The organism is Streptomyces luteolifulvus (assembly GCF_008806595.1).
In the GTDB taxonomy this organism is placed as follows: Bacteria; Actinomycetota; Actinomycetes; order Streptomycetales; family Streptomycetaceae; genus Streptomyces; species Streptomyces luteolifulvus.
In genome coordinates, this window is sequence record NZ_VZRB01000020.1 from 43368 (window position 1) to 70073 (window position 26706).

Below are 26706 nucleotides of genomic sequence, written 5' to 3' on the forward strand. Positions count from 1 at the left end.
GAACGCTCGTGTTCCCGGGCCCGCCTGGTGTGACAGGCGGGCCTTGCGCTTTGGGCGGACGATGCGCAGGATGCCCGTGGGGACCGGGGCCCCCGTGTCGAGAACGGCAGGGGCGGACCGCTACCCGGAGTACATGTACAGGAGACAGCGATGTCCCACGAGGCTCACGAGCCCGAGACCCCGCATCTCGACTTCGCAGGCACGACGCCGTACGAGGACTACGTCAAGGCGGACGTGCTCACCCACCTCCAGCACACCCTCTCCGACGATCCCGGAGAAATGGTCTTCCTGGTCACGACCCAGGTGATGGAGCTGTGGTTCACCGTGATCGTCCACGAGTGGGAGACCGCCGCGCGGGCCCTGCGCGAGGACCGGGTGCCGGTCGCGATCGACGCGCTGAAACGTTCCGTACAGGAACTGGAGGCACTGAACGCCTCCTGGAAGCCGCTCGGCCGGCTCACCCCGGCCCAGTTCAACGCGTACCGCTCCGCCCTCGGCGAGGGCTCCGGCTTCCAGTCCGCGATGTACCGCCGTATGGAGTTCCTGCTCGGCGAGAAGTCCGCGTCCATGCTGGTCCCGCACCGCGGTGCGCCCCGCGTCCACGCGGAGCTGGAGAAGGCGCTGCACGAGCCGAGCCTCTACGACGAGGTGCTGCGGCTGCTCGCCCGGCGCGGACACGCGATCCCCGAGGCCGTACTGGAGCGCGACGTCGTACGGCGCCACGAGCCGTCGGACGAGGTCGAGGCCGCGTGGACGGCGGTCTATTCCGGCGACGCCACCGACGAGGTCGCCCGGCTCGGCGAGGCGCTGACCGACGTCGCCGAACTGGTGTGGCGCTGGCGCAACGACCATCTGGTCGCCACCCGCCGCGCGATGGGCGCGAAGGCCGGCACGGGCGGCTCCGCCGGGGTGGCCTGGCTGGAGAAGCGCGCGCAGAAGAACGTGTTCCCCGAGCTGTGGACGGCGAGGTCCCATGTCTGAGCTCGCGGCCACGGCGAAGAAGCTGGACGCCGCCGACGAACTGGCCGGGAAGCGCGCGGAGTTCGTCCTCGACGACGCAGACGCACACGTGTACCTCGACGGCAACTCGCTGGGTGCGCTGCCCGCGGCCGTTCCCGGGCGCGTCGACGACGTCGTGCGTCGGCAGTGGGGTTCGCTCCGTATCCGCTCCTGGGACGAGAGCGGCTGGTGGACGGCGCCCGAGCGGATCGGCGACCGGATCGGCCCGCTGGTCGGGGCCGCGCCCGGGCAGATCGTGGTGGGCGACTCCACAAGTGTCAACGTTTTCAAGGCACTTGTGGCGGCCGTGCGCATGGCCGGCGAGGGCCGGGACGAGATCGTCGTCGACGCGACGACGTTCCCGACGGACGGGTACATCGCCGAGTCGGCCGCCAGGATGACGGGCCGCACGCTGCGCCCGGTGACGCCGGAGGAGGTGCCGGGCGTCCTCGGCGACCGTACGGCCGCGGTCCTCGTCAACCACGTCGACTACCGCACCGGCCGGCTGCACGACCTGCCGTCGCTCACCGCGGCCGTGCACGCGGCGGGCGCGGTGGCCGTCTGGGACCTGTGCCACAGCGCGGGCGCCCTGCCGGTGGGGCTCGACGAGCACGGGGTCGACCTGGCGGTCGGCTGCACCTACAAGTACCTCAACGGCGGCCCCGGTTCACCGGCGTACCTGTACGTACGACGTGATCTCCAGGACCGCTTCGACTCCCCGCTCCCCGGCTGGAACTCCCACGTCGAGCCCTTCGGCATGCGCCCCGACTACGAACCGGCGACGGGCGCGCCGCGGGGCCGGGTGGGCACGCCGGACATCCTGTCCATGCTCGCCCTGGAGGCGGCCCTTCAGGTGTGGGACGGCGTCACCGTCGAGGCCGTACGCGCCAAGTCGCTGGCGCTGACGGACTTCTTCCTGGAATGCGTCGCGCAGTACGTGCCGGCGGGACGCGTGGAGTCCCTGACCCCGGCCGCCCACGAGGAGCGCGGCAGCCAGGTCGCGCTGCGCTGCGAGGACGCGGGCGAGGTGATGAAGCGGCTCATCGAACGGGGCGTGGTCGGCGACTTCCGCCACCCCGACGTCCTCCGCTTCGGCTTCACACCGCTGTATGTGGGATTCGCGGATGTGGAGCGGGCGGCGCGGGTGCTGGGGGAGGTGGTGGCCGCTCAGCTGTAGCTGCTGCGAGCGGGCAGTCGTGCCGGGGCGGCACGACGGGGCGCGGCGGCAGCCCCGCAGCGCCGGGCCGCCCCCGCCCCGCACCGACCCCGGGCTCACTCGACGACGGACGAACCGGAGAGAACCGTTTATCCCTCACCGAGCGTGACATCCCAGTGCCGCCCCCCGTCACCCTCCTGATACCGTCCCCGCCAACGGCCGAATTTCTCTCCTGGTCCGCCAAGTACGTTTCGTCGCTGAGAGGTTGGAGCATGCCGGACGACGACGCCCGCGCCGCAGCAGCAGCCGCCGCTGAAGAGGAGTCGGCCTTCTCGCACCCCGCCGTCGACCCCGACGCGAGCGCCGCGTACGGCGACGACCCGGACCAGGTGATCGACTTCTACGCACCGCGCGGTGGGGACGGCCCGGGCGCCGCGTCCGCTCCGCTGGTCGTCGTGCTGCACGGCGGCGCCTGGCGCGCGCCGTACGACCGCCGCCACATCACTCCGTTCGCCGACTACCTGGCCCGCCGGGGCTTCGCCGTGGCCAACGTCGAGTACCGCAGGGGTGGCGCCGGCCCGGCGCAGGCAGGGCGCTGGCCCGACACCTTCGACGACATCGCCGCCGCGCTGGACGCGCTCCCCACCCTCGTACGGGAGGCCCTCCCGCAGGCCGACCCGCGCCGCACGGTGATCACCGGTCACTCGGCGGGCGGCCATCTGGCCCTGTGGGGTGCGGCCCGGCACTGCCTCCCGCCGGACGCCCCGTGGCGCACCGACCGCCCGGCCCCGCTGCGCGGCGTGGTCGCCCTGGCTCCGATCGCCGACTTCGAGATCGCCGACAAGCTGGACGTCTGCGGCGATGCGGTACGCCAACTCCTGGGCGGCGGCGAGAAGTTCGCGGAACGCTTGCCCTGTGCGGACCCCGCCCTGCTGCTCCCCACGGGCATCGCGACCACCCTCGTCCAGGGCCGCAGGGACCTGGACGTCCCGCATGCGGTCGCCGAGGCGTATGCCGAGGCGGCGGCGAAGGCGGGTGAGGTGGTCGGCCTGACGCTCCTGGAGGACGTGGGGCACTTCCCGCTGATCGACCCGGCGGCGGACGCATGCGCGGTGGTGGCGGAGGAGATCGCTCAACTGGCCTGGTGAGCGGGCGCTGTCCCACCCGCCCCTGTCCCACCCGCCCCTGTCCTACCCGCCTGCCTTGTCCCCCCTGCCTTACCCGCCTCTGTCATACCCCTAATACCTGAGAGCTACCGCGCAGGTGAGCTCCATGGCGTGACGCGGACCACGACGTCGGATCCGTAATTTCCCATCCAGGCAAGCCCGATGGCCGGGCGGACCGGGGGGAAGACAACCATGGGGCTCGACACGGGTACCGCCGCGGGGGCGGGCCGGACAAGGCGGATGGGGGCAGGCCGACCGGGCGGACCGGGCCGACCGGGCCGGGCGTCCCGAGCGTCCCGGGCGTCCCGGGTGGGCGGGGCCGGCAGATGGCGCCGCGCCCTGCTCGCGGTCCTCATCACCGCCGCCGTCGTGGCCCCTCTCTCCGCCGCCGCCCGGCCGGAGATCCCCGCCCCGGCCCCGGCGTCCCTCGCACCGGTCACGGCGGTCACGCTGGACGAGGCGTACGCCGCCAACCGTGCCAACGCCGCGCAGGCGTCCCGTATGGCTGCCGCCCACGGCGACTCGCATCGTGCGGCGGCGGACCGCTCCATGGCCGACCCGTCCCGCCGGTTCCTGGCCTTCGACGGCCGCGGTCCCGGCCGGGCGACAGAGGTCTTCGGCGACCTCGCCCACGCCGAACGCATAGCCGTCCTGGTCCCGGGTTCCGACACGAGCCTCGACACCTACGACCGCTTCCGCGCCGGAGCCCTCGCCCTGCAGCGGAGGCTCACCCTCCCCCACTCCCGGCTTCGCTCGAGCGAGGGGACCCCCATGGCCCCCGCGGGCACCAGCACCGCGGTCGTGGCCTGGCTCGGCTACCGCACGCCCGGCACGGTCAGCGCGACCGTCCTCACTCCGGACCGCGCCGAACAGGCCGCCCCGCACCTGCGCGCTCTCATACGCCAGTTGCACGGCATCGCCAGCCGGGATGCCCGGGTCGCGCTGCTGTGCCACTCGTACGGCTCGGTCGTCTGCGGCCGTGCCGCACCCGGTCTGGACGTCGACGACATCGCCTTCATCGGCAGCCCCGGCACCGGCGCCGACTCCGCCGCGGCCCTGCACTCGCCCGCCCGGATCTGGGCGGCCCGTGGCGCCGGCGACTGGGTGGCGTGTGTGCCGCATGTCAGGACCGACCTCTTCGGCACCACCGTCGGCTTCGGCACGGATCCGGTGTCACCGGCCTTCGGCGCACAGGTCTTCGCGGCGGGCGACGGCGGCCACAGCGACTACTTCACACCGGGCTCGGCCTCCCTGGCCAACCTGACCCGGATCGTTCTCGGCGACACCTCGGAGGTCACCCATGGGTGAGAGCAGCCTGCGCACCGCGTGGGCCGGCATACGACGGACGGCGGGCGTCATCGACGCCGCCACCCCCGTGCAGCGTGACCGGGCCGTCGACGCCCTGCGCGCCCTCGCGATCCTCGGCGTCGTCCTCGGCCACTGGCTGGTGACCGCCCTGGTCGCGGACGGCGGCGCCCTGCGCGCCGCGAGCCCCCTCCAGCACATGCCGTGGCTGGCCCCCGTCTCCTGGGCGTTCCAGACACTCGCCGTGTTCTTCCTGGTCGGCGGGCACGTGGCGACGAAGAGCCACGCGTCGGCGCGGGCACGCGGCATGACGTACCGTCAGTGGCTGGGCACCCGGCTGGCCCGTCTGTTCAAGCCGGTGGCCGCCGTGCTGGCGCTGTGGACGGCGGCCTCGGTGGCCCTTGTTCTCTCGGGCGCGCAGTTCATCACGGTGCACACCCTCCTCAAGCTGGCCCTGTCCCCGCTGTGGTTCCTCGTGGTCTTCGCCGCGCTGACGGCGGCGGCCCCGCTGGTGGCCCGGCTCAACCCGTTGTGGCCGCTGGCCGTCGTTCTGCATGTGGATCTGGTGCGGTTCGGCCTCGGCGGGCCTTCCTGGCTCGGCTGGGTGAACGTGGTGGCCGGCTGGCTGGTGCCGTTCACTGTGGGTGCGGCGTGGACGCGGGGCGAACTGGAGGGCCGCCGCGCGGGCTGGGTCCTGCTCACCGGCGGTGCCGCGACGACGGCCGTGCTCGTCGCCTGGGCGGACTACCCGGCGTCGATGGTCGGCGTCCCGGGGACCGCGGTCTCCAACCTCAACCCGCCCACGCTGGCGGCTACCAGCAGATGGTCCGGCAGGGCTTCACCGTGCTGCTCAACACCAAGCCCGACATCGAGGTGATCGGCCAGGCGGTCGACGGCCTGGACGCCGTCGCGAAGGTCGCCGAACTCACCCCGGACGTCGTCCTCATGGACATCCGTATGCCGGAGCTCGGCGGAATCGAGGCAACCCGCCGCATCACCGGTGAGCGGCCCGACATCAGGGTGCTGGTCCTGACCACCTTCGACCTCGACGAGTATGTGTACGAGGCGCTGCGCGCGGGCGCCTCCGGGTTTCTGCTGAAGGACGCGTCGGCGGACCAACTGGCCGAGGCGGTACGGGTGGTGGCGGCCGGCGACGCACTGCTCGCGCCGGGCATCACCCGCCGTCTGATCGCCGAGTTCTCCCGGATGGACGGCAGACCCCGCACCCCGCTGAAGGAACGCGTGGGCGATCTCACCGAACGGGAGACGGAGGTGCTGGTGCTGATCGCGCAGGGCCTGTCGAACGCGGAGATCGCCGGGCGTCTCGTCGTGGCCGAGCAGACCGTGAAGACCCATGTGGGCCGCATCCTGGTGAAACTGGGTCTCAGGGACCGGACCCAGGCGGCGGTGTTCGCGTACGAGTCGGGCCTGGTACGGCCGTCGGGCTACTGAGCGCGCGGCCGGCTGCTGCCCCGGTCAGGACCCGTAGTACCTGAGACGGATCCCGAAGTACCCCTCTCCCTGGTGACGACCGCGAGGCCTGCCTCCGCCTACCGTTCTGTATGTGACCGAGACGACCCAGCAGATGCCCACCGCGCCGAAGGGCGACGGGAGCAGACCGCGCAGCCCGGAGTTCCGGCTGGCCGCAGACGCCCTGCGCGGGCTGCGACAGGACCTGTTCCACGGAGCCTTCGCCTACGACCCGCTTCCGCGGATGCGCGTCGACGGCCCGCTGACCAGGCGGCTGCCCTCGCGGATCCGGCAGTACGCGGTCTGGACCCCGCACGCCGTGGTGGCCGGCGCCGGACTGATGGCGGCGATCACCGCCGGCTCGACGTCCGCCGGCGGAGACCTCGGCTCGATGCTGAGCGTCCTCCTTGCGCTGGGCCCGGTGCTGCTGACGCTGCTTCGGCCGGTCGGCGCCTTCTGGTTCTCCCTCGCCGCGGCCCCGGTGACCGCGGTGTTCGGATACAGCTGGGAGGACTTCCCGTGGCGGGCCGGCAGCTTCGCGGCCCACTTGGTCGTGCTGACGGTCGTCGCCCTGCGCACAAGGCCCCGGGTGGCGGTGTGGATGTGGATCCTGACCGCGGTGTACGGCACGGCCGCCGAGACCTTCGGCTCGGGGTACTACTCCTCCAACACCGGTCCCATGCTGGTCGTCTCCGCGTTCCTGCTGCTCGCCGTCACCGTCCGGCACATCCGCCGCGAGGCAGAGCAGGAGGTGACGGCCCAGCAGACGGTGACGGAGCACGAGCGCTCCCGCCGCACGCTCCTGGAGGAGCGCACCACGATCGCCCGCGAGCTGCACGACGTGGTCGCCCACCACATGTCGGTCGTCGCCATCCAGGCGGAGGCCGCCCCCTACCGGGTGGAGAACCCGCCGGAGGAACTGGAGCGGGCCTTCGCCACGATCCGGGAGAACGCGGTGGCGGCACTGACCGAGCTGCGCCGGGTCCTGGGCGTGGTGCGCGCCGAGGACTACGAGGCCCCGGACGCCCCGCAGCCCACGCTCGCGGACCTGGACGGGCTGCTGGCCAATGTGCGGGACACGGGGCTGGACGTCGAGAAGGCGGTGATCGGAGCGGTGCGCGAACTGCCGCAGGGCGTCGAGCTGTCGGCGTACCGCATCGTGCAGGAGGCGCTGAGCAACTCGCTGCGGCACGCACCGGGCGCGAGGGCCAGAGTCGAGATCGGGTACGTCCTCGGGGGCCTGGGCCTGCGCATAGTCAACGGTCCGCCGCCCGAGCCGTCCTTGGTGAAGCCCTCGCCCGGAGCCGGGCACGGCATCACCGGTATGCGGGAGCGGGTCTCCATGCTGAACGGCGAGATGACGGCGGGCCCGGCGGCCGACGGAGGCTACGAGGTGGCGGTGTTCCTGCCGGTCGCCAGTGTGAGCGAGGGTGACGCATGACCATCCGCGTACTGATCGCGGACGATCAGATGATGGTGCGCGAGGGCTTCTCGGTCCTGCTGAACGCGATGCCGGACATCGAGGTCGTCGGCGAGGCCGTCAACGGGCGGGAGGCGGTCGAGCGGGTCCGCGAGCTGGCCCCGGACGTGGTGCTGATGGACATCCGTATGCCGGAGCTGAACGGCATCGAGGCGACCCGGGAGATCGTCGCCGCGGACGGCGCGGCGAAGGTGCTGGTGCTCACCACCTTCGACCTCGACGAGTACGTGTACCAGGCGCTGCGCGCGGGAGCCTCCGGCTTCCTCCTCAAGGACGCCTCGGCACGCCAACTCGCGGACGGTGTAAGGGTGGTGGCGGCCGGTGAGGCGCTGCTCGCCCCGTCCGTGACCAAGCGGCTGATCACGGAGTTCTCGAAACTCTCCGACACCCCGCACCTGATGCCCTCCGCCCAGGCGTACGGCGATCTGACCGACCGGGAGACGGAGGTGCTGGTGCTGATCGCGCAGGGCCTGTCGAACGCGGAGATAGCCGAGCGGCTGGTGGTCGCCGAGTCGACGATCAAGACACATGTGAGCCGGATTCTGGTGAAACTGGGCCTGCGGGACCGCACCCAGGCGGCGGTGTTCGCCTACGAGGCACGGCTGGTCACGCCGGGCTGAGCCGGGCCCCGTCGGCTGAGACCCCCTGGTCAGACCCGGGGATGCCGGGCTAGCGTCCGTTCATGGCAGCCTTTGATCCATGGGACCCGGCCTTCCTCGCCGACCCGTACCCCGTCTACGCCGAACTGCGGGAGCGGGGGCGCGTGCACTACTTCGAGCCCACGAACCAGTGGCTGGTCCCGCACCACGCGGACGTCTCGGCGCTGCTGCGCGACCGCCGGCTCGGACGTACCTACCAGCACCGTTTCACGCACGAGGACTTCGGCCGCACCGCGCCCCCGCCGGAGCACGAGCCGTTCCACGTCCTCAACGACCACGGGATGCTCGATCTGGAGCCGCCGGACCACACCCGGATCAGGCGGCTGGTGTCGAAGGCGTTCACCCCGCGCACGGTCGAGCAGCTCAAGCCGTATGTGTCCGGCCTCGCCGGGGAACTGGTGGACCGGCTCGTCGGGGCGGGCGGCGGGGATCTGCTCAGGGATGTCGCCGAGCCGCTCCCGGTGGCCGTCATCGCGGAGATGCTCGGGATCCCGGAGGCGGACCGGGCCCCGCTGCGGCCCTGGTCGGCGGACATCTGCGGGATGTACGAGCTGAACCCGTCCGAGGACGCGGCGAGCAGGGCGGTGCGGGCGTCGGTCGAGTTCTCGGAGTATCTGCGGGAGCTGATCGCCGAGCGACGCAAGGAACCCGGCGACGATCTGATCTCGGGCCTGATCGCGGCGCACGACGAGGGCGACCGTCTGACCGAGCAGGAGATGATCTCGACCTGTGTCCTGCTGCTGAACGCGGGTCACGAGGCCACGGTGAACGCCACGGTCAACGGCTGGTGGGCGTTGTTCCGCAACCCGGAGCAGCTGGCGGCCCTGCGCGCGGACCACTCCCTGGTCCCCTCCGCCATCGAGGAGCTGATGCGTTACGACACCCCGCTCCAGCTCTTCGAGCGCTGGGTCCTGGACGAGATCGAGATCGACGGCACGGTGGTCCCGCGCGGCGCGGAGATCGCGATGCTGTTCGGCTCCGCCAACCACGACACCGAGATCTTCGCGAACCCCGGCACACTGGACCTGACCCGCAAGGACAACCCGCACATCTCGTTCAGCGCGGGCATCCACTACTGCATCGGCGCCCCCCTGGCCCGTATCGAGCTGGCGGCCTCGATGACGGCCCTCCTGGAAAAGGCCCCGACCCTGAGCCTGGCGGCGGAGCCGGAGCGGAAGCCGAACTTTGTGATCCGGGGGTTGGAGGGGTTGAGCGTCGAGGTGGGGTGATCACCCGTTGGCTGATCCCGGGCGATTCCGGCCGGTGGCCGCCCATGGCTCGTCAAGCTGGTGCCTGCCTGCGAAGGGAGGCACCATGACGGTTATGGCAGAGCGCACGTCGCAGACGTCCCAGATGTCGGTTGAGGACTTCGAGAGGATCGCCGAATTCGCGGCCAAGGAGACCGACGACGCCGTCAGGTTCGAGTTCATCAACGGACGGATCGGGGTCAAGAAGGTGGCGGACGGGGACCACGACACCATCGTGGTGTGGCTGACCAAACGGTGCATGCAGGTCCGGCCTGACCTGGACGTGTACCAGGGTCGGGGGCTGCGCGTGGAGAAGTACCGCGAGGGCCGGGCTCGTCCTGACGCTGTGATCGTGCCCGAGGAGCACTTTGCCGGGCACGGGGAGTGGGCCGACCCGAGTGGTGTACTCCTGGTCCTCGAAGTCACGTCGTACGACTCCGACACCGATCAGCGCGACCGGCAGGAGAAGCCCGTTGCGTACGGCGCTGCGGGCATCCCCTTCTACCTGCTGATCGACCGCGACGCCTGCATGGTCAAGCTCTACGGCGATCCGGAACCGGAGGTCGGGTACCGCGAGACCCGCATGGCGCCCTTCGGCGACAGGCTTCTGCTCCCCGAGCCCCTCGGTATCGAACTCGACACCGAGAAACTCAAGCAGTACGTCGACTGACACGCCCCCGTCAGCTCGTCAGATCCCGTCGCCGCAGCCCCGCCAGCCCCGTGCCCACGAGCGCCGCCGCCAGCAAGGTGAGGATCGCCACCGGCCCCCACTCCATCCCCCCGCCCGGCAGCTTCGGCAGATGGCCGAACGGGGAGAGGTCCAGCACCGCCTGTGGAGCATCCAGTGCCGGGCCGACCCAGCCGATCAGCAGGACCGCCCCGGCCACGCCCCACGCGGCCATCGCCAGCCTCGGGGACACCCCGTGCAGCAGCACCGCCAGACCGCCCACCACCCACACGGCCGGGAGCTGCACCAGGCACGCACCGAGGATCGGGCCTGCCTCCTTGCCGTAGCCGGCCGCGAGGCCCAGGCCCGCGAGGAGCATGATCAGTGCGGCTCCGCCGAAGGCGATCACCAGGTGGCCCGCGGCCCAGCGCAGCCGGCCCACCGCGTTCGCCAGTACCGGCTCCGCCCGCCCCGAGGTCTCCTCGCCGTGCAGCCGCAGCACGGACCCCACCACGTACAGGGCCGCGATCAGGCCCAGCATCCCCACCATCGAGGCGAGGAACGCGTCCGTGAGGCCGCTCTGCCCGCCCATCCGCTCGAAGATCTCCCGGGCCTTGGCGTTGTCGCCGACCAGATCGGCCGCGCCCTCCGTCATCCCGCCGTAGACGACTCCGGCGAGGAAGAAGCCGATGCTCCAGCCCAGCACGCTGCCGCGCTGCAGCCGCCAGGCCAGCGCCCCCGCCGTGCCCAGGCGGCCGGTCGCCGGTCCGGGCCGGGTCGGCAGGAAGCTCATGCCGACGTCCCGCCGCCCCGCGAGCTCGTACGCCACCGCGCCCTGGACCAGCACGGCCGTCGTGAACAGCAGCAGCACCCACCACCGCTCGTCCGCGTACGCCCGCAGGTTCTCCAGCCAGCCGATCGGCGACAGCCAGGTCAGCGGCGACGAGCCGTCGTCCGTCGCGGAGTCGCCCGCCGCGCGCAGCACGAAGGCGGCGCCCAGGACCGCCGCCGTGAGCCCGCGCGCCAGGCGCGCGCTCTCCGTCAGCTGCGCGACGATCGCCGCCATCGTCGCGAAGACCATGCCGACGCCCGCGATCCCGAGACCGAAGGCCAGCGCGCCGGACGTCCCCTGTCCCGCCAGCCCGGCCGTCACCAGCAGGGCGAGTACGGCATTGGCGGTGGCCGCCGTCAGCAGGGCCGCCGTCAGGGACGCCCTGCGGCCCACCATCCCCGAGGCCACCAGTTCCTGACGGCCGCTCTCCTCCTCCGCCCTGGTGTGCCGTACGACGACGAGCAGGCTCATCACGGCCGCGAGCGCACCCGCGTACACCCCGACGCGCCAGGCCGTGAGCGCGCCGAGCGAGTCGTCGAAGACCGGGCCGACCATCGCGCGCAGCGAGGAGTTGGTGGCCATCTGCCGCATCAGGTCGGCGCGTTCGGCGGGGGTGCCGTACAGGCCCTTGAGGGCGTTCGGCATGGAGAGCACCATCAGGGCGTTCACGGCGACCCAGACGGGGATCATCACCCGGTCGCGGCGCAGCGCGAAGCGCACCAGCGTTCCGGTGCCCGCGAGTTGACGGGCCGTTTTGCCCCGTACGGCGAAGACGGCGGTCATCGGGCCGCCGCCTCGTCCTGGTAGTGGCGCAGGAACAGCTCCTCCAGCGTCGGCGGCGTCGACCTCAGCGACCGTACGCCCGACTCGCTGAGCGACCGCAGGACGGCGTCGAGTTTGTCGGTGTCGACCTGGAGCCGGACGCGCCGTCCCTGGATGTCGAGGTCGTGGACCCCCGGCAGCTGCGCCAGCCCGTTGGGCGGACCGGCCAGTTCGGCCGTGACGCTCGTCCGCGTCAGATGGCGCAGATCGGCGAGCGAGCCGCTCTCGACCGTCCGGCCCTTGCGGATGATGCTCACCCGGTCGCAGAGCTCCTCGACCTCGCTGAGGATGTGCGAGGAGAGCAGGATGGTCCGGCCGCGCTGCCGTTCCTCCTCCACACAGCGCTGGAAGACCTCCTCCATGAGCGGGTCGAGGCCCGAGGTCGGCTCGTCCAGGATCAGCAGATCGACGTCCGAGGCCAAGGCTGCGACCAGGGCGACCTTCTGCCGGTTTCCCTTCGAGTACGTCCGGCCCTTCTTCGTCGGGTCCAGCTCGAAGCGTTCGATCAGCGCGGCTCGGCGGGCCTTGTCGAGTCCTCCGCGCAGCCGCCCGTACAGATCGATGACCTCGCCGCCGGAGAGATTGCGCCACAAGGTCACATCGCCCGGCACGTACGCGATCCTGCGGTGCACCTCGACGGCGTCCGCCCAAGGGTCGCGGCCCAGCACCTGCGCCGCGCCGGAGTCGGCGCGCAGCAGGCCCAGCAGGACCCGGATGGTGGTGGACTTGCCGGACCCGTTGGGGCCGAGGAAGCCGTGGACCTCGCCGGTCTCGACCTCCAGGTCCAGGCCGTCGAGGGCGTGTGTCCTGCCGAACGACTTGTGCAGTGCGGAGACGGTGATGGCCTTCGTCATGCTCCAGAACCTACGCTTCTTTCAGAAATTTGTGAAGTTAAGGAAGAGTGTGAATTGCCGATAGGATGGGGCGCATGACGGAATCAGCGCAGGCCGAGCGGGACCAGGAGGCGGTGACGAGGTTCGTCGAGTCCTTCGCCGCGCAGCTCGTCGAGGCCGGGATGCAGCGCATGCCCGCCCGGATCTTCGCCGCGCTCCTGTCCTCCGACGAGGGCGCGATGACCTCCGCGGAACTGGGCGAACAGCTCCGGATCAGCCCCGCCGCGGTGTCCGGCGCGGTGCGCTATCTGGCGCAGCAGCACATGGTGTCCCGCGAGCGCGAGCCCGGTTCGCGGCGCGAGCGCTACCGGGTGCACAGCAACCAGTGGTACGAGGCCCTGACCAACCGGGAAGCGGTCATCAAGCGCTGGGAAGGGGCACTGCGGGACGGCGTCACCAGCCTCGGCGCGGGTACGCCCGCGGGACGCCGGATGGCCGAGACGCTCGCGTTCTTCGAGTTCGTCGAGGGCGAGATCGCGGCCATGATGGAGCGCTGGCGGGTGCACCGGGAGGAGACGTTCGGCACGGGGTGACCCGGCGCCTGGCGCGCGCCCCTCAAGCCACCGGCAGCGTCAGCCCGAACGCCCCCTCCCACACCGTCCATGTCCGCCTGCGTACCGGTCCCGAGACGATGGAGTCCGCGCGGTAGCGGAACGAGCCGCCGGACACGGTCACGGTCCGGCCGCGGGCCATGAGGGGCGCCGCCTCCGCGCCCACCGAGACCGGCCGCACCTCGACGTCGGCCACGCCCGAGTCGCCCGCCGACACCGACACCGCCCGCACCGGCTGGTCCAGGTCGACCAGCGTCACCCCGTCGACCTCCACGCGCAGCCGGGAGGGCCGGGGCCCGGGGGCGGTGGGCAGCGCCCGGGGCGGCCGCGCATGCACCAGGGTCCGTACGAGCGACTGGCAGGTCCGCAGCCAGGGACGCCCGGGCTCGGCGGTCTCCGGTGCCGTTGGCCAAGCGGCCGGCGACGGTATCCCCAAGGTGCCGAGCACGACCCCGTCGCTCTCGTCGACCAGCAGGTCGAGCCGTCGTTCCGCGCCCTCCAGGACCGCCCGGGCCGCCGCCACCGCCCCGGTCGGCACTCCCAGGGCACGTGCCAGGGACAGGGCGCCCCCGACCGGCACCACCGACAGCCCGCATCCGGCCAGTTCCCGCTGCCGGTGCAAAAGGGACACCGCCCGGACCAGGGCCCGGTCGTCGCCCACCACGACCGGCCGGCGCGACCCTCTCCGCTCCAGTGCCCGGACGAATTCCTCGGGCCCCTGCGGGAGGCACACCTTGGTGGTCGCACCCGCGCTGAGCACGTCTTTCGCGATCCGTACGGACTCGCCGTCCGCCCGGACGGCGACCGGGTCGATGACCATCAGCAGCTGGTCGGAAGTCGCCACCTCGGTCATGCCTCGCTTCCTCGGGTAGCATCTTTGTGCAAGAGCCCCTTGCGCTATTGCGCCAGGGGCTTCGTCTATTCCGGGGCATCCGGTCCGACGGGTTGCGGCCGACGAGGGTCGCCGGTGTACGAGGCACACTCCGTGCCGCGTACGCCCCTGACCCTGGACATGCCCCGCCCGGAAGGGGTGTACGCGCGTGCCCGCACTTGTGCTGCTCGGTGCTCAGTGGGGTGACGAAGGCAAGGGAAAGGCGACCGATCTGCTCGGCGGGTCGGTGGACTACGTGGTGCGTTACCAGGGTGGTAACAACGCCGGCCACACGGTAGTCGTGGGCGACCAGAAGTACGCCCTCCACCTCCTCCCTTCCGGAATCCTGTCCCCGGGGTGCACCCCGGTCATCGGCAACGGCGTCGTCGTCGACCCGTCGGTCCTGCTCTCCGAGCTGAGCGGGCTGAACGAGCGAGGCGTCGACACGTCCAAGCTCCTGATCAGTGGCAACGCCCACATCATCACGCCGTACAACGTCACTGTCGACAAGGTGACGGAACGCTTCCTCGGGAAGCGGAAGATCGGGACCACCGGGCGGGGCATCGGGCCCACCTACGCCGACAAGATCAACCGTGTCGGCATCCGGGTGCAGGACCTGTACGACGAGTCGATCCTCACGCAGAAGGTGGAGGCGGCCCTCGACGTCAAGAACCAGCTGCTCACCAAGCTGTACAACCGGCGCGCCATCGCCGTCGACCAGGTGGTCGAGGAGCTGCTGGGCTACGCCGAGAAGATCGAGCCGTACGTCGCCGACACGGTCCTCGTGCTCAACCAGGCTCTCGACGACGACAAGGTGGTGCTGTTCGAGGGCGGGCAGGGCACCCTGCTCGACATCGACCACGGCACGTACCCCTTCGTCACGTCGTCGAACCCGACCGCGGGCGGTGCCTGCACCGGCGCGGGTGTCGGCCCGACGAAGATCAGCCGCGTCATCGGCATCCTGAAGGCGTACACGACCCGGGTCGGCTCCGGCCCCTTCCCGACCGAGCTGTTCGACGAGGACGGGGAGGCGCTGCGCCGGATCGGCCACGAGCGGGGTGTGACCACCGGCCGGGACCGCCGCTGCGGCTGGTTCGACGCGGTGATCGCCCGCTACGCCACCCGCGTCAACGGGCTCACCGACTTCTTCCTGACCAAGCTGGACGTCCTCACCGGCTGGGAGCAGATCCCGGTCTGCGTGGCCTACGAGATCGACGGCAAGCGCGTCGAGGAGCTGCCGTACTCGCAGTCGGACTTCCACCACGCGAAGCCCGTCTACGAGACCCTCCCGGGCTGGTCCGAGGACATCACCAAGGCCAAGACGTTCGCCGACCTCCCGAAGAACGCGCAGAACTACGTCAAGGCGCTGGAGGAGATGTCCGGCGCCCCGGTCTCCGCGATCGGCGTGGGCCCGGGCCGGGACGAGACGATCGAGATCAACTCGTTCCTGTAGCCCCGGACGTACCTGTGCCCCCGGCCGCCGACACATGGGCCGGGGGCACAGGCACGGTGGGGCCCGGACATCACCCGGCAAACGGCATATTCTGGGGCTGTACGTGTGTGTCTCGGGAGATAGAGGGTGAGTTGGAGGCGCGTGTTGCTCAAAGCCTCCTTCGACACGGAGAAGTCGAACGAGCTGATACGCAGCGGGAAGATGCCCGGGCTGATCGAGGGCGCGCTGGAGAGGATCAAGCCGGAGGCCGCCTACTTCACCACGGACCACGGTGAGCGCACCTGCTACATGGTCTTCGACATGCAGGACAGCTCCCAGATGCCGGTGATCGGAGAGCCGTTCTTCATGGAAGGGAACGCCGAGGTCTACTTCACACCGGTGATGGACGCCCAGGAGCTCCGGACGGGACTGTCCCAGCTCGGCTGATCGTCGGCCGCCCGTCAGCTGAAGATGATCATCGACCCCTGCGCCAGGCTCCGCGTCGCCGCCGCGTGCAGCCCCAGCCAGACGTGGCGCTCACGGGCGAAGGGGCTGGGGTCGTACGGCGCCGGGACGGCCGGTTCCTCCAGTTCCGTCGGTGCGATCGGCGGCTGGGGCGCGGCCGGCGGGTTGGCCGGGTCGATCCCGATGACGGGGGCCACCAGCTCCAGTTCGCGCAGCAGGGTCTGCGAGGAGCCCAGCGGGCCGCCGCCGGCGAGGAGTTCGTCGTTGGACAGCGGGTGCGGGAAGTCGACCGGGACGTACGCGCCCGCGTGGTCGTAGTGCCAGACCAGATGCGACTGCTGCGCCGTGGTCTCGAACATCTCCAGCAACTGCTCGTAGTCGCCGCCGAGTTCGTCGACCGGCGTGACCGCCAGCCCGCACACCTGGAGCAGATACGCGCGGCGCAGGAAGTGCAGCGCGTCGTAGTCGAAGCCGGCCACCGGGGCGACCTCGCCGGACAGTCCCGGCATGTACTGGTACACGGGCACCGGCGGGAGGCCGGCTTCGCCGAGCACCTTGTTGTACTGCGCGAGTTCGTCGGCGAAGGGGTTGTCGGGGGTGTGGCACAACACGTCCACGAGCGGCACCAGCCACAGGTCACAGGCCAAAGAGAGCTCCTCGGATACTCGCAGCGCCCAGCGGTCGTCGTGCGTCGGTCGGCGCACGGTGGTCAAGGAAGGGTAGTCGGTGCGGCACGGGTCGGCTGCCCTCGTGCAGGACCCTTACCCTGGCCCGCGGCGGTCATCCGGCGGCGAGGCGTTCGATCAGGGCGAGGGAGTGTGCGCTGTACCCGGCGAGGATCGCGCGGGCGGCCTTGAGATCGCGCCGGGTCAGGGCGTCCACCAGGTCCGTGTGGCCGGACCACAGTTCGCCCCGCAGGTCGGGCAGCCGGCGCAGGTGCTGCACCGCGCACACCCAGCCCTGGACCTGCAGACGGTGCAGAAAATCGACGAGATAGGGGTTGCCGAACAGGGTGCTGAGCTCGCGCCAGAAGCGCAGGTCGTAGCCGATCAGAACGGTGAGGTCACCGGCGACGGCGGCGCGCCGCGCCTCCTCGCCGCGCCGGCGGACGACGGCCACTGCAGCGGCCGTACGGGCGTCGTCGAACCACTGGAAGCCGCCGTGGCCGCCCGCCAGCGCGTGGAACATCCCGTCGGTGACGAGGCTGCGGGCCTCGATCATGCCCCGGAAGTCGTCGGCCGAGTACTCGTGCACGCGGAAACCGCGGTGCTGGTCGGCGTCGAGGAGACCCTGTGCGGAGAGATCGACGAGCGCCTCGCGCACGGGGGTCGCGGACACCCCGTACTGCTCGGCGATCTCCTTCACGGTGAACTCCTGCCCCGGCTGCAGCCGCCCCGCCAGCACCTCGTCACGCAGCGCCTCGGCGATCTGCTGCCGCAGGGTGCTTCGCGTCACGGCGCCGATGCCGCTGCTGCCGCGCATGGTCGGGGGGTCACCTCATCGCGTTCGGGTGGCGTGCACGTACATGTCTACGAGCACGCCACCTTACGCGTTCGAATGCGTGAACGGCCCCCGTGGCGGGTGGTCTACTCCGTGTACTCGTCCGCAACGGAAAGTGCCACGTCCAGGGCCGCCAGCCCCTCCTTGAGCTCCGCCTCGCTCACATTGCACGGCGGCACGACATGCGTCCGGTTCATGTTGACGAACGGCCACACCCCCTGCTTCTTCGCCGCCGCCGCGAACGCGGCCATCGGGGCGTTCGCCTCGCCCGCCGCGTTGTACGGCACCAGCGGCTCCCGTGTCTCCCGGTTCTTCACCAGGTCGAGCGCCCAGAACATCCCGACGCCCCGCACCTCGCCGACCGAGGGGTGCCGCTCCGCCAGTGCCCGCAGCGCCGGCTCCACGACCTCGGTGCCGAGCCGCGCCGCGTTCTCCGCGACGCCCTCCTCGGCCATGACGTTGATCGTCGCGACGGCCGCGGCACACGCCAGCGGGTGCCCGGAGTAGGTCAGGCCGCCCGGGTACGCGCGCTTGCCGAAGGTCTCCGCGATCGCCCCGGAGATGGCGACACCGCCCAGCGGCACATAGCCGGAGTTCACGCCCTTGGCGAAGGTCATCAGGTCCGGCACGACGTCGAACAGGTCGGCCGCGAACCACCGCCCGGTCCGCCCGAACCCGGCCATGACCTCGTCGAGAACGAAGACGATGCCGTACTTGTCGCACAGCTCCCGGACGCCGGCCAGATAGCCGGCCGGCGGCACCATGATCCCCGCGGTCCCCGGGATCGTCTCCAGGACGATCGCGGCGACGGTCGACGGCCCCTCGAAGGCGATCGTCGTCTCCAGGTGCTCAAGGGCCCGTGCGCACTCCTGCTCCTCGCTCTCTGCGTAGAAGCGGGAGCGGTACAGGAACGGAGCCCAGAAGTGCACCACGCCCGCCGTGCCGCTGTCGGACGGCCAGCGCCGCGGGTCGCCGGTGAGGTTCACGGCCTGCTGTGTGCCGCCGTGGTACGAGCGGTACGCCGAGAGCACCTTCGGCCGGCCGGTGTGCAGCCGCGCCATGCGCACCGCGTGCTCCACCGCGTCCGCGCCGCCGTTGGTGAAGAAGATCTTGTCCAGGTCGCCGGGCGTCCGCTCGGCGATCAGCCGCGCCGCCTCGGACCGCGCCTCGACGGCGAAGGCGGGCGCGAACGTGGACAGGGTGGCGGCCTGTTCCTGGATCGCGGCGACGACCTTGGGGTGCTGGTAGCCGATGTTCGTGTAGACGAGCCCGCTGGTGAAGTCGAGGTACTTCCTGCCCTCGTAGTCCCAGAAGTACGACCCCTCGGCGCCGGCGACGGCGAGCGGGTCGATGAGCTCCTGCGCGGACCAGGAGTGGAAGACATGCGCACGGTCCGCGGCCTTCACGGCGGCGCCGGCCTCGGGATTTGGCTGAGGGGTCATGCGCCCGAGGCTAGGCGGGCGGGGCCGGGGAGCGACATCGGCGTCCTGTCCCGCGGTCCGGGGCTTTCCGCGACAGGTTGTCGACACGGGGTGCACTCCCGGCATTGCGGCCGCACCCCCTGATGTCGAAGGCCGATTGACAGCATGCTGCGTTAATGACAGGATGCTGTCATAAGCCAAGGGTCCGAGGAGGAGTCATGAACAGCACCACTCGCAAGCCCGTCCGTCTCGCCGTGTACGACACCCTCGCCGACTGGGAGACCGGGCACACGACCGCCCACCTCGCCCGCGCCGGGTACGAGATCCGGACCGTCGGCCCGACCACGGCCGCCGTCACGAGCATCGGCGGCCTGCGCATCCAGCCCGACGCCGCCCTGAACGACGTACGGCCCGAGGACAGCTCCCTGCTGATCCTCCCGGGCGCGGACCTCTGGGACACCACCGACGACCTTGCGCCCTTCGCCCGCACGGCCCGCGCCTTCCTGGACGCCGGCGTGCCCGTCGCCGCCATCTGCGGCGCCACCGCCGGACTCGCCCGCGAGGGCCTGCTCGACGACCGTGACCACACCAGCGCGGTCTCCTTCTACCTGGCCGCCACGGGCTACCAGGGCGGCGGCCGCTACCTCGACACCGACGCGGTCACCGACCGCGGCCTCGTCACCGCCGGCCCCACCGAGCCCGTCGCCTTCGCCCGCGAGGTGCTGCGGCTGCTCGGGGTGTACGAGGGCGAGGTGCTCGACGCCTGGTACCGGCTGTTCCACGACTCCGACGCGGGGGCGTACGTGGTCCTCGAGAAGGCCGGGGCACTGTGAGCCGGGAGCGTCAGGACCTGCTCAGCCGCAGCGCGCTCGGTGTCTTCCGGCTCAACGGCCAGTTCCTCGCGGTGGCGGAGGAACTGGCCCGGCCGGCCGGGCTCACCGCCGCCTGGTGGCAGGTGCTCGGCGCGGTGCTGGGCGAGCCGCTGCCCGTGTCCGGGATCGCCCGCGCCATGGGCATCACCCGGCAGAGCGTCCAGCGGATCGCCGACCTGCTGGTGGAGCGCGGCCTCGCCGAATACCGGCCCAACCCCGCCCATCGCCGCGCCAAGCTCCTCGCGCCCACGCAGGAGGGTCGCGCGGCCGTCGCCCGGATCAGTCCCGGCCACGCCGCGTTCGCCGACCGCCTGGCCGAGGCATTCGGCGAGGCGGATCTCGCGGCGGGCGTGGCGGTGCTGGAGCGGCTGTCGAAGGCGCTGGACGAGCTGGGGCCCGCCTGACGACGTTCCCGGCCGCCGTGCGCCTGCGGGCCGGCGGCGGGAAGGTGTCATACAGGACCGACCGCCCGTTACGGAACCGTAGACAGCTCGCCGCTCGACTCCCCGAAGGGCCGGTTTATTCTCGGCTCGATCACATTATGGGGGGAAAGGCGGGGCGGCCATGGAGAAACTGGGGCCGGGGGATCCGCAGCGCATCGGTGCATACCGGCTCTTCGCGCGGCTGGGCGCGGGCGGGATGGGGCAGGTCTATCTCGCGCGCTCCGACCGGGGGCGGACGGTCGCCGTGAAGATGGTCCGGCGGGAGCTGGCCGCGCGGGAGGAGTTCCGTGCGCGGTTCCGGCAGGAGGTCCGCAATGCCCAGCGGGTCGGGGGATTCTGGACCGCGCCGGTCCTGGACGCCGACACCGAGGCCGCCGTGCCCTGGGTCGCCACCGGCTATGTCGCCGGGCCGAGCCTCCAGCAGGTGGTGAGCCAGGACCACGGCCCGCTGCCCGAGCGGTCGGTGCGGATACTGGCCGCCGGGCTCGCCCATGCGCTCACCAACATCCACGCGGCCGGGATCGTCCACCGCGACCTCAAGCCGTCCAATGTCATGATCACCATCGAGGGCCCCCGCGTCATCGACTTCGGCATAGCGCGGGCCCTGGAGAGCGTGACCGACGGCGGGCTCACCCGGACCGGCGCGCTCGTCGGCTCACCGGGCTTCATGGCACCCGAGCAGGTGCGGGGCGACCGGATCACGCCCGCGTGCGACGTCTTCTGCCTCGGCTCCGTCCTCGCGTACGCCGCCACCGGCCGCCTCCCGTTCGGCGCCGCCAACAGCGGCGTGCACGCCCTGATGTTCCGTATCGCCCAGGAGGAGCCCGACCTCAGGGGCCTGCCCGAGGGCATCGCCGACCTCGTCCACGACTGTCTGCGCAAGGACCCGGCCGCCCGGCCGACGCTCGACGGGATCCTGGAGCGCACGGGCGCGGAGGACACCGTCTCCGACGGCCGCTCCCGGGACCCGTGGCTGCCGAGCGCGCTCGTGGCCCAGCTCGGACGGCACGCGGTGCGGTTGCTGGAGACGGAGGACCCGGAGGGCCCGGCGGGCGGGTACGGCCACGCCGGTGCGCCGGCTCCCGAAGTCTCGCCCGAGCACGCTCCCGTCGCCGACCACTCGTCCGGCGACGCGCCCACGATGCAGGGCCCACGGGTCGCGGCCGGCCCGCCCGCGCCGGGCACATCGCCCGAGCACCTCCCCACCCGGGCCGCCGGGCGGGTAGCGCCCCCCGGCGGGGTCCCGCCGCACCCCGCCTACGGCTATCCGCAACAGCACCCGCAGCCCTCCGCCTACGGCTATCCGCAGCAGCCCGGCACACCGGGCCCCTACGCGTCGTACGGCGGACTCGGCTCGACGCCGCCGTACGGCCCGCCGCCCGTCGGGGCGGGCGGCCCGTCCTTCGTCCCGCCGGACGTCCCGGAACAGCCGGCGCGAAGGAGCGCACGCTCCACCGCGGCGCTCGTCGTGGTCGCGCTGGTCGTCGCGCTGGGCGCCGGCGGCTCGGTCTACGCCCTGATGCAGGGCGACGACGGCGCCAAGGGCGGTACCGCCCCCTCCCCGTCCCCGACCGCCGGCGCGCCCGAGAGCCCCGGCCAAAGCACCCCCGAGCCGTCCCCGACGGACGCGGAGACCTCCGCCCCGGCCCCGCCGGACGGCACGATCCCGGCCGCATACGTGGGCACCTGGACGACGTCCATCGACAACGACTCCGGGCACAACACCCGTGAACTGACCATCAAGCAGGGGGAGGTGGGCGACACGGTGCTCTCCCTCGTCGCCGACGGGCCCGCGGGCTCGGGCACCTACCACTGTGTGTTCAAGGCCGAGCTGGCCGAAGAGCCCACCGAGGACGGCCCGTTGGAGATCGGCCCGTCCACCGTGACGACCGGCGAACCGCGTTCCTCGTGCGCGCCGGGTGCGGCCACCGAGATCACCCTGCGGTCGGACGGCAGACTGGAGCGCGTCAACACGGAGACCGGGGAGAAGCTGACCTACACGCGCCAGTGAACGTAAGGCGAACTTCGGCTCACCGGTCCCACACGTCCCTTCGTACGGCCGTACGGTGACCCCCTACGATTCCGGCTCGGGCAGTGGCGGGGGCACCACGGTGGAGTGGCTGAGCGCAGAGAACGTCGTGGCCGTGGGCACCGCGGTGCTCGGTATCGCCGCGTCCGGCGTCATGGTCTGGTACGAGCGGCGGGTGCCGCGCCGCAAGCGGATCGGCTACCGCGTCCAGATGGACAACCCGATCGGCGACGACGTACGGCTCGGGCGGGCCAATGTCCGCGCCGGCCTGTTCGACGAGGCGCCGGGCATGTCGGACGCCACGCTCGTCCTGCTCCGCGTCGAGAACGACGGCTCGCAGGGCATCGACCGCGACGACTACACCAGCCCCGAAGTCCACGGCCTGACCGCGGTGTTCAGCGACCGCACCATCCGCGGCGTCTCGGTCACCCAGCCGTCCGACACCGGCCACCTCATGGACCACTTCACCCCGACCCGGGGCTTCGGCTACGACGGCAACACCCTGCGCATCCCGCGCGTCCCGCTCAACCGCGGCGACCACTTCAAGCTGCTGGTGCTGCTGTCCGGCGGTGACGTGGGCAGCGAGATACGGCTGATCGGCGGTATCCGTGAGGGCGAGGTCCACCCGAACCGCAGCGCGACCCCGGACGAGAAACCACCCCTGTTCAGCCGGGCCGCCCGACTGATCACCATCATGCTCACGGTCAGCGTGCTCACCCTCGCCACGATCGTGGTGACCCGGGACGACACCCGGCCCCCGATCGGCTGCGCGAAGGGCACTCTGACGCTCACCGGCTCCACCGCGTTCGCGCCCGTGCTGGAGGAGGTGGCCAAGAAGTACGAGCGGGACTGCGAGGGAGCAGCCGTCACCGTGGACCCGCACGGGTCGACCGCGGGGGTGCGGGAACTGGCGGGGGCCGGCGCGCAGCACAAGAAGGGCAGCCCGCCCGTCGTGGCCCTCTCCGACGGTCCGAAGCCCAGCGGCCTGCCGAAGCTGCGCGAGAACCGGGTGGCGCTGTCGGTCTTCGCGCTCGTGGTCAATGACGATGTGCGTCTGAAGAACCTGTCGACTCAGGACGTACGACGCCTGTACCGCGGCGAGATCAGGAACTGGCGGCAGCTGGGCGGCCCGAACCTGCCGGTGCATCTGGTGAGCCGCGACGCCAACTCGGGGACCCGGCAGGTGTTCCAGCGCCGGGTGCTGGGCCGCGGCGAGATCGCGAACTCCTCCGTCGACTGCGTGCACAAGGACGATGCGACGGCACCGGTCATCCGCTGTGAACTCGACTCGACCGAACAGGTGTTGACGACGGTGGCGGGGCTTCCCGGCGCCGTCGGCTACAGCGAACTCAACGCGGCCAACCGGGCCGAGGGCCTGACCCCGCTGAAACTCGACGGCGACGCCCCCTCCGTCGACGCCATCGAACACGGCGCGAACGCCTACCCGTACCGCGAGATCGAGTACGCCTACACCTACGGCCGGCCCCCCGCCGACTCCCTGGCCTCCAGCTTCCTGACCTACCTGTCCCGCGGCAACGGCCAGGACGTGATCCGCACCCATGGCCACATCCCGTGCTGGACGCCGGAGGGGCTGAGACTCTGCGCGGAGGACTAGAGGAGGACTAGAGGGGGACTGGAGGACGACTGGAGGGGGGACCAGAGGTGGACTGGCGGAGCATCAGCTCGTCCGGCGTCACCTGGGCTCGGGCGGCCGCTGCCGTGGCATGTTCGGGCGGGCGTTGGTGCCCGGAGGCATCGCGAATCTTCCCTGGGCCGCGCCCGGGTCCGTGCGTCCGCCGGGAGCCGTCGTCGACCGGAGGCCCACCGGTGCCATGCCGGTGCGGAACTCCGTCATCCAGTCCGCCGTCTCCGTCCGCACCAGGTCCGTCACATCCTCGGAGAACCTCCGCAGCACTCCGAGGCACCGTTCGGCCGCCTCACTCGCCGTCCCCTCCGCTGGCCCCAGCACCTCCCGTACGCACTCCGACGCCCAGTCGAACTGGAGCACCTGAAGCCTGCGCTGTACGGCCTGGGCCGTGGTCACGTCCCTCATCCACCCGGACGTGACCCCGAAGAACCGGTCCCCGGCCACACACGCCACCGCCAGCAGCAGCGCCAGATACCCCCAGGGCGAGACCCCGCCGGCCACCCCGGTCAGATCGAGCAGCGGCAGCGCGGCCCCGGCCACCCCGCCGGTCGCCGCTCCCACCCGCAGCGCCCAGGCCGCCCGCCGCTTCCACGCACGTTCCGAGAGATACCAGGCCACCGTCTCCAGCGCCCCGCGCTCCACCCACCGGTACAGCTCGTCCAGCCGCTCGGCCGGCTCCCCCCAGTCGCCGAGCGGAAACGTCCGCCCGGTCAGGTCGCCCGGCCGCAGCCCGGCCGCGCCCTCGCCCCGCCCGTCCTGAGGCGGACCCTCGGGCTGCATCTCCGGCTGACCCACCCGGCACTCCCTACTGATCCCGACCGACTGATCCCGGCCGGCACCGGTCACGGCACCGACGCGATCGATCACGCTGCGTGACGCCTGATGTTGATGCGCCGCACCCTTCCTAGCGCCCCATGGGTGGCGAAGGCGTCCCTTCCGTCTCTTTTCCGCCCGGAAGAGGTCCTTGATCAGGTAGAGGGATCGACGTCGACTCACTCGAAAGAGTGCTGGGGCGACGGCTGCCCGGACCACGTAGGCTCGATCCAGGCGGAAAAAACCCGCTCGGACAGCCGTAACAGCCGTACGAGACCAGGAGCTGATCGTGATCCCCGGTGGTGGCCAGCCCAACATGCAGCAGCTGCTCCAGCAGGCCCAGAAGATGCAGCAGGACCTGGCGAACGCCCAGGAGGAACTGGCGCGGACCGAGGTCGACGGGCAGGCGGGCGGCGGCCTGGTGAAGGCCACCGTCACCGGTGCCGGCGAGCTCCGCGCCCTGAAGATCGACCCGAAGGCGGTGGACCCGGAGGACACCGAGACCCTCGCCGACCTGATCGTCGCGGCGGTCCAGGCGGCCAACGAGAACGCGCAGACCCTTCAGCAGCAGAAGCTGGGCCCCCTCGCACAGGGCCTCGGCGGCGGCATCCCGGGCCTGCCTTTCTAAGACGGCCGGTGGCCAACTACGGTACGTACTGAAGGAACCCAGGAAGGACGGGCAGTCCGTTGTACGAAGGCGTGGTCCAGGACCTCATCGACGAGCTGGGGCGGCTGCCCGGCGTCGGTCCCAAGAGCGCGCAGCGGATCGCCTTCCACATCCTGCAGGCGGAACCGACCGACGTACGGCGGCTCGCACAGGCCCTCCTGGAGGTCAAGGCGAAGGTCCGCTTCTGCGCGACGTGCGGCAACGTCGCGCAGGAGGAGCTGTGCAACATCTGCCGTGACAGCCGCCGCGACCCCTCCGTCATCTGTGTGGTGGAGGAGCCGAAGGACGTGGTCGCCATCGAGCGCACCCGCGAGTTCCGCGGCCGCTACCACGTGCTCGGCGGAGCGATCAGCCCGATCGAGGGCGTCGGCCCCGACGACCTGCGGATAAGGGAACTGCTGGCTCGCCTGGCCGACGGCACGGTCACGGAGCTCATCCTGGCCACGGACCCGAATCTCGAAGGCGAGGCGACGGCCACGTACCTCGCCCGCATGATCAAGCCCATGGGCCTCAAGGTCACCCGCCTGGCCAGCGGCCTCCCGGTGGGCGGCGACCTGGAATACGCGGACGAGGTGACCCTCGGCCGCGCCTTCGAGGGGAGACGACTCCTAGATGTCTGACGCCACGCTGCACGCGACCAGCCAGAACCCCGACGACTTCGTGGTCCAGATCGCGGACCAGGTCGAGAGCTTCCTGGTGGCCGTCACAGAGGTAGCGAAGGGCGACGAGCCGGACTCGGCGGTCCCCTTCCTCCTGCTGGAGGTCTCCCAACTGCTCCTGGCCGGCGGCCGCCTGGGCGCCCACGAGGACATCGTCCCCGACGAGCGCTACGAGCCCGACCCGGGCCCGGAACCGGATGTGGACGAGCTCCGTGAGAACCTCGCCCGTCTCCTGGAGCCGATCGACGTCTACTCGGAGGTCTTCGACCCGTACGAGCCGCGCAAGGCACCGGTGCCGGCCCGTATCTCCGACGATCTCGCGGACGTCATCACGGACCTGCGCCACGGCATGGCCCACTACCGTGCCGGGCGCACCTCCGAGGCCCTGTGGTGGTGGCAGTTCTCCTACTTCTCCAACTGGGGCACCACGGCCTCGGCGACCCTGCGCGCCCTGCACTCGGTCCTGGCGCACGTCCGCCTGAACCAGCCCCTGGAGGAACTGGACGGCCTGGACACGGACCAGGGCGTGGGCGACGACACCCTGGAATTCGAGGCCGGAAAGGTCATGCAGCGCGAAATCGCGGGTCCCTTGGGCGTGCGGACGGCGCAGTAGCGGTAGCGGCGGACGGCCTGCAGCCA

26 protein-coding genes and 1 pseudogene are annotated in these 26706 nt (G+C 71.5%); 20 read left to right on the top strand and 7 right to left on the bottom strand.

The genetic code is table 11. The features are described from left to right. Window positions 1-150: 150 nt before the first annotated feature. From F7R91_RS25980 to F7R91_RS26030, 10 genes and pseudogenes are all read left to right on the top strand, one after another. A complete protein-coding gene (locus F7R91_RS25980; protein ID WP_150951692.1) occupies window positions 151-981 on the top strand; it encodes a tryptophan 2,3-dioxygenase family protein in 831 nt (276 codons plus the stop codon). Beyond that, complete coding sequence (gene kynU, locus F7R91_RS25985; protein ID WP_150951694.1) at window positions 974-2176, top strand: kynureninase; 1203 nt, start codon at window positions 974-976, stop codon at window positions 2174-2176. The genes F7R91_RS25980 and kynU overlap by 8 nt, the downstream gene beginning before the upstream one ends. A gap of 251 nt (window positions 2177-2427) precedes the next feature. Next, window positions 2428-3303: an alpha/beta hydrolase gene (locus F7R91_RS25990; RefSeq protein ID WP_150951696.1), complete on the top strand. Its 876-nt coding sequence runs from the start codon at window positions 2428-2430 to the stop codon at window positions 3301-3303. Between the two features lie 258 nt (window positions 3304-3561). Beyond that, window positions 3562-4629, top strand: coding sequence for an alpha/beta hydrolase (locus F7R91_RS26000; protein WP_150951932.1), 1068 nt, complete (start codon window positions 3562-3564; stop codon window positions 4627-4629). Next, a pseudogene (locus F7R91_RS26005) lies at window positions 4622-5446 on the top strand (acyltransferase family protein); the annotation flags it as partial. The gene F7R91_RS26000 and the pseudogene F7R91_RS26005, both read left to right, overlap by 8 nt. A 2-nt stretch (window positions 5447-5448) precedes the next feature. After that, window positions 5449-6078 (top strand): response regulator, encoded by a 630-nt coding sequence (locus F7R91_RS26010; RefSeq protein WP_150951698.1) that lies wholly within the window; start codon window positions 5449-5451, stop codon window positions 6076-6078. A 112-nt stretch (window positions 6079-6190) separates the two neighbouring features. Next, entirely contained in the window at window positions 6191-7537 is a 1347-nt protein-coding gene (locus F7R91_RS26015; RefSeq protein WP_225320792.1) for a sensor histidine kinase, read from the top strand. Further along, window positions 7534-8196 carry a response regulator gene (locus F7R91_RS26020; protein ID WP_150951700.1) on the top strand — a complete coding sequence of 221 codons (663 nt, stop codon included), beginning with the start codon at window positions 7534-7536 and terminating at the stop codon, window positions 8194-8196. The genes F7R91_RS26015 and F7R91_RS26020 overlap by 4 nt, the downstream gene beginning before the upstream one ends. A 62-nt stretch (window positions 8197-8258) precedes the next feature. Next, a complete protein-coding gene (locus tag F7R91_RS26025) occupies window positions 8259-9464 on the top strand; it encodes a cytochrome P450 (RefSeq protein WP_150951702.1) in 1206 nt (401 codons plus the stop codon). A gap of 85 nt (window positions 9465-9549) precedes the next feature. Next, the gene (locus F7R91_RS26030) at window positions 9550-10152 is read left to right on the top strand and encodes a Uma2 family endonuclease (protein WP_150951704.1); all 603 of its coding nucleotides are present in this window, start codon (window positions 9550-9552) and stop codon (window positions 10150-10152) included. Between the two features lie 10 nt (window positions 10153-10162). On the opposite strand, the gene F7R91_RS26035 is transcribed toward F7R91_RS26030, so the two are convergent. Together F7R91_RS26035 and F7R91_RS26040 are read right to left on the bottom strand one after the other, a co-directional pair. Further along, complete coding sequence (locus F7R91_RS26035; protein WP_150951706.1) at window positions 10163-11764, bottom strand: ABC transporter permease; 1602 nt, start codon at window positions 11762-11764, stop codon at window positions 10163-10165. Continuing rightward, window positions 11761-12657: an ABC transporter ATP-binding protein gene (locus F7R91_RS26040; RefSeq protein WP_150951709.1), complete on the bottom strand. Its 897-nt coding sequence runs from the start codon at window positions 12655-12657 to the stop codon at window positions 11761-11763. The genes F7R91_RS26035 and F7R91_RS26040 overlap by 4 nt, the downstream gene beginning before the upstream one ends. A 74-nt stretch (window positions 12658-12731) precedes the next feature. Between F7R91_RS26040 and F7R91_RS26045 the strand changes: the two genes are divergently transcribed. Then, window positions 12732-13229, top strand: coding sequence for a GbsR/MarR family transcriptional regulator (locus F7R91_RS26045; protein WP_191971644.1), 498 nt, complete (start codon window positions 12732-12734; stop codon window positions 13227-13229). 22 nt (window positions 13230-13251) lie between these two features. Here F7R91_RS26045 and F7R91_RS26050 read toward each other — a convergent pair whose 3' ends face one another. After that, window positions 13252-14100 carry a diacylglycerol kinase catalytic domain-containing protein gene (locus tag F7R91_RS26050; protein ID WP_150951712.1) on the bottom strand — a complete coding sequence of 283 codons (849 nt, stop codon included), beginning with the start codon at window positions 14098-14100 and terminating at the stop codon, window positions 13252-13254. 187 nt (window positions 14101-14287) lie between these two features. Between F7R91_RS26050 and F7R91_RS26055 the strand changes: the two genes are divergently transcribed. Both F7R91_RS26055 and F7R91_RS26060 read left to right on the top strand, forming a co-directional pair. Then, the gene (locus F7R91_RS26055; protein WP_150951715.1) at window positions 14288-15571 is read left to right on the top strand and encodes an adenylosuccinate synthase; all 1284 of its coding nucleotides are present in this window, start codon (window positions 14288-14290) and stop codon (window positions 15569-15571) included. A gap of 141 nt (window positions 15572-15712) precedes the next feature. Beyond that, entirely contained in the window at window positions 15713-15997 is a 285-nt protein-coding gene (locus tag F7R91_RS26060; protein ID WP_225320793.1) for a hypothetical protein, read from the top strand. 14 nt (window positions 15998-16011) lie between these two features. On the opposite strand, the gene F7R91_RS26065 is transcribed toward F7R91_RS26060, so the two are convergent. The 3 genes from F7R91_RS26065 to F7R91_RS26075 form a co-directional block, all read right to left on the bottom strand. Next, window positions 16012-16662 (bottom strand): hypothetical protein, encoded by a 651-nt coding sequence (locus tag F7R91_RS26065; protein ID WP_150951941.1) that lies wholly within the window; start codon window positions 16660-16662, stop codon window positions 16012-16014. Window positions 16663-16795: 133 nt separating this feature from the next. Continuing rightward, window positions 16796-17497 (bottom strand): GntR family transcriptional regulator, encoded by a 702-nt coding sequence (locus F7R91_RS26070; protein WP_150951720.1) that lies wholly within the window; start codon window positions 17495-17497, stop codon window positions 16796-16798. 104 nt (window positions 17498-17601) lie between these two features. Further along, entirely contained in the window at window positions 17602-18957 is a 1356-nt protein-coding gene (locus F7R91_RS26075) for an aspartate aminotransferase family protein (RefSeq protein WP_150951723.1), read from the bottom strand. 197 nt (window positions 18958-19154) lie between these two features. Between F7R91_RS26075 and F7R91_RS26080 the strand changes: the two genes are divergently transcribed. The 4 genes from F7R91_RS26080 (at window position 19155) to F7R91_RS26095 (ending at window position 23895) form a co-directional block, all read left to right on the top strand. Further along, window positions 19155-19769 (top strand): DJ-1/PfpI family protein, encoded by a 615-nt coding sequence (locus tag F7R91_RS26080; RefSeq protein WP_150951725.1) that lies wholly within the window; start codon window positions 19155-19157, stop codon window positions 19767-19769. Beyond that, window positions 19766-20212 carry a MarR family winged helix-turn-helix transcriptional regulator gene (locus tag F7R91_RS26085; RefSeq protein WP_150951728.1) on the top strand — a complete coding sequence of 149 codons (447 nt, stop codon included), beginning with the start codon at window positions 19766-19768 and terminating at the stop codon, window positions 20210-20212. The genes F7R91_RS26080 and F7R91_RS26085 overlap by 4 nt, the downstream gene beginning before the upstream one ends. A 160-nt stretch (window positions 20213-20372) precedes the next feature. Further along, on the top strand, window positions 20373-22262 hold the full coding sequence (locus F7R91_RS26090; protein ID WP_150951731.1) for a serine/threonine-protein kinase: 1890 nt from the start codon (window positions 20373-20375) through the stop codon (window positions 22260-22262). Window positions 22263-22362: 100 nt separating this feature from the next. Further along, window positions 22363-23895: a substrate-binding domain-containing protein gene (locus F7R91_RS26095; protein ID WP_150951944.1), complete on the top strand. Its 1533-nt coding sequence runs from the start codon at window positions 22363-22365 to the stop codon at window positions 23893-23895. Between the two features lie 78 nt (window positions 23896-23973). Here the strand turns inward: F7R91_RS26095 and F7R91_RS26100 are convergent, their stop codons facing one another. Next, the gene (locus F7R91_RS26100) at window positions 23974-24723 is read right to left on the bottom strand and encodes an SLATT domain-containing protein (protein WP_150951734.1); all 750 of its coding nucleotides are present in this window, start codon (window positions 24721-24723) and stop codon (window positions 23974-23976) included. A gap of 307 nt (window positions 24724-25030) precedes the next feature. Between F7R91_RS26100 and F7R91_RS26105 the strand changes: the two genes are divergently transcribed. Genes F7R91_RS26105 through F7R91_RS26115 form a run of 3 tightly spaced genes read left to right on the top strand, consistent with a single transcriptional unit; the run spans window position 25031 to window position 26680 of the window. Next, on the top strand, window positions 25031-25369 hold the full coding sequence (locus tag F7R91_RS26105) for a YbaB/EbfC family nucleoid-associated protein (protein ID WP_150951737.1): 339 nt from the start codon (window positions 25031-25033) through the stop codon (window positions 25367-25369). 59 nt (window positions 25370-25428) lie between these two features. Further along, window positions 25429-26028 carry a recombination mediator RecR gene (recR, locus tag F7R91_RS26110; RefSeq protein ID WP_150951740.1) on the top strand — a complete coding sequence of 200 codons (600 nt, stop codon included), beginning with the start codon at window positions 25429-25431 and terminating at the stop codon, window positions 26026-26028. After that, entirely contained in the window at window positions 26021-26680 is a 660-nt protein-coding gene (locus F7R91_RS26115; protein ID WP_150951743.1) for a DUF5063 domain-containing protein, read from the top strand. The genes recR and F7R91_RS26115 overlap by 8 nt, the downstream gene beginning before the upstream one ends. Window positions 26681-26706: the final 26 nt, after the last annotated feature.

Coding starts and splice junctions, on each gene's coding strand:
- F7R91_RS25980 (WP_150951692.1), top strand. CDS start 151: ATGTCCCACGAGGCTCACGAGCCCGAGACCCCGCATCTCGACTTCGCA.
- kynU (WP_150951694.1), top strand. CDS start 974: ATGTCTGAGCTCGCGGCCACGGCGAAGAAGCTGGACGCCGCCGACGAA.
- F7R91_RS25990 (WP_150951696.1), top strand. CDS start 2,428: ATGCCGGACGACGACGCCCGCGCCGCAGCAGCAGCCGCCGCTGAAGAG.
- F7R91_RS26000 (WP_150951932.1), top strand. CDS start 3,562: ATGGGGGCAGGCCGACCGGGCGGACCGGGCCGACCGGGCCGGGCGTCC.
- F7R91_RS26010 (WP_150951698.1), top strand. CDS start 5,449: ATGGTCCGGCAGGGCTTCACCGTGCTGCTCAACACCAAGCCCGACATC.
- F7R91_RS26020 (WP_150951700.1), top strand. CDS start 7,534: ATGACCATCCGCGTACTGATCGCGGACGATCAGATGATGGTGCGCGAG.
- F7R91_RS26025 (WP_150951702.1), top strand. CDS start 8,259: ATGGCAGCCTTTGATCCATGGGACCCGGCCTTCCTCGCCGACCCGTAC.
- F7R91_RS26030 (WP_150951704.1), top strand. CDS start 9,550: ATGACGGTTATGGCAGAGCGCACGTCGCAGACGTCCCAGATGTCGGTT.
- F7R91_RS26035 (WP_150951706.1), bottom strand. CDS start 11,764: ATGACCGCCGTCTTCGCCGTACGGGGCAAAACGGCCCGTCAACTCGCG.
- F7R91_RS26040 (WP_150951709.1), bottom strand. CDS start 12,657: ATGACGAAGGCCATCACCGTCTCCGCACTGCACAAGTCGTTCGGCAGG.
- F7R91_RS26045 (WP_191971644.1), top strand. CDS start 12,732: ATGACGGAATCAGCGCAGGCCGAGCGGGACCAGGAGGCGGTGACGAGG.
- F7R91_RS26050 (WP_150951712.1), bottom strand. CDS start 14,100: ATGACCGAGGTGGCGACTTCCGACCAGCTGCTGATGGTCATCGACCCG.
- F7R91_RS26070 (WP_150951720.1), bottom strand. CDS start 17,497: ATGCGCGGCAGCAGCGGCATCGGCGCCGTGACGCGAAGCACCCTGCGG.
- F7R91_RS26075 (WP_150951723.1), bottom strand. CDS start 18,957: ATGACCCCTCAGCCAAATCCCGAGGCCGGCGCCGCCGTGAAGGCCGCG.
- F7R91_RS26080 (WP_150951725.1), top strand. CDS start 19,155: ATGAACAGCACCACTCGCAAGCCCGTCCGTCTCGCCGTGTACGACACC.
- F7R91_RS26090 (WP_150951731.1), top strand. CDS start 20,373: ATGGAGAAACTGGGGCCGGGGGATCCGCAGCGCATCGGTGCATACCGG.
- F7R91_RS26115 (WP_150951743.1), top strand. CDS start 26,021: ATGTCTGACGCCACGCTGCACGCGACCAGCCAGAACCCCGACGACTTC.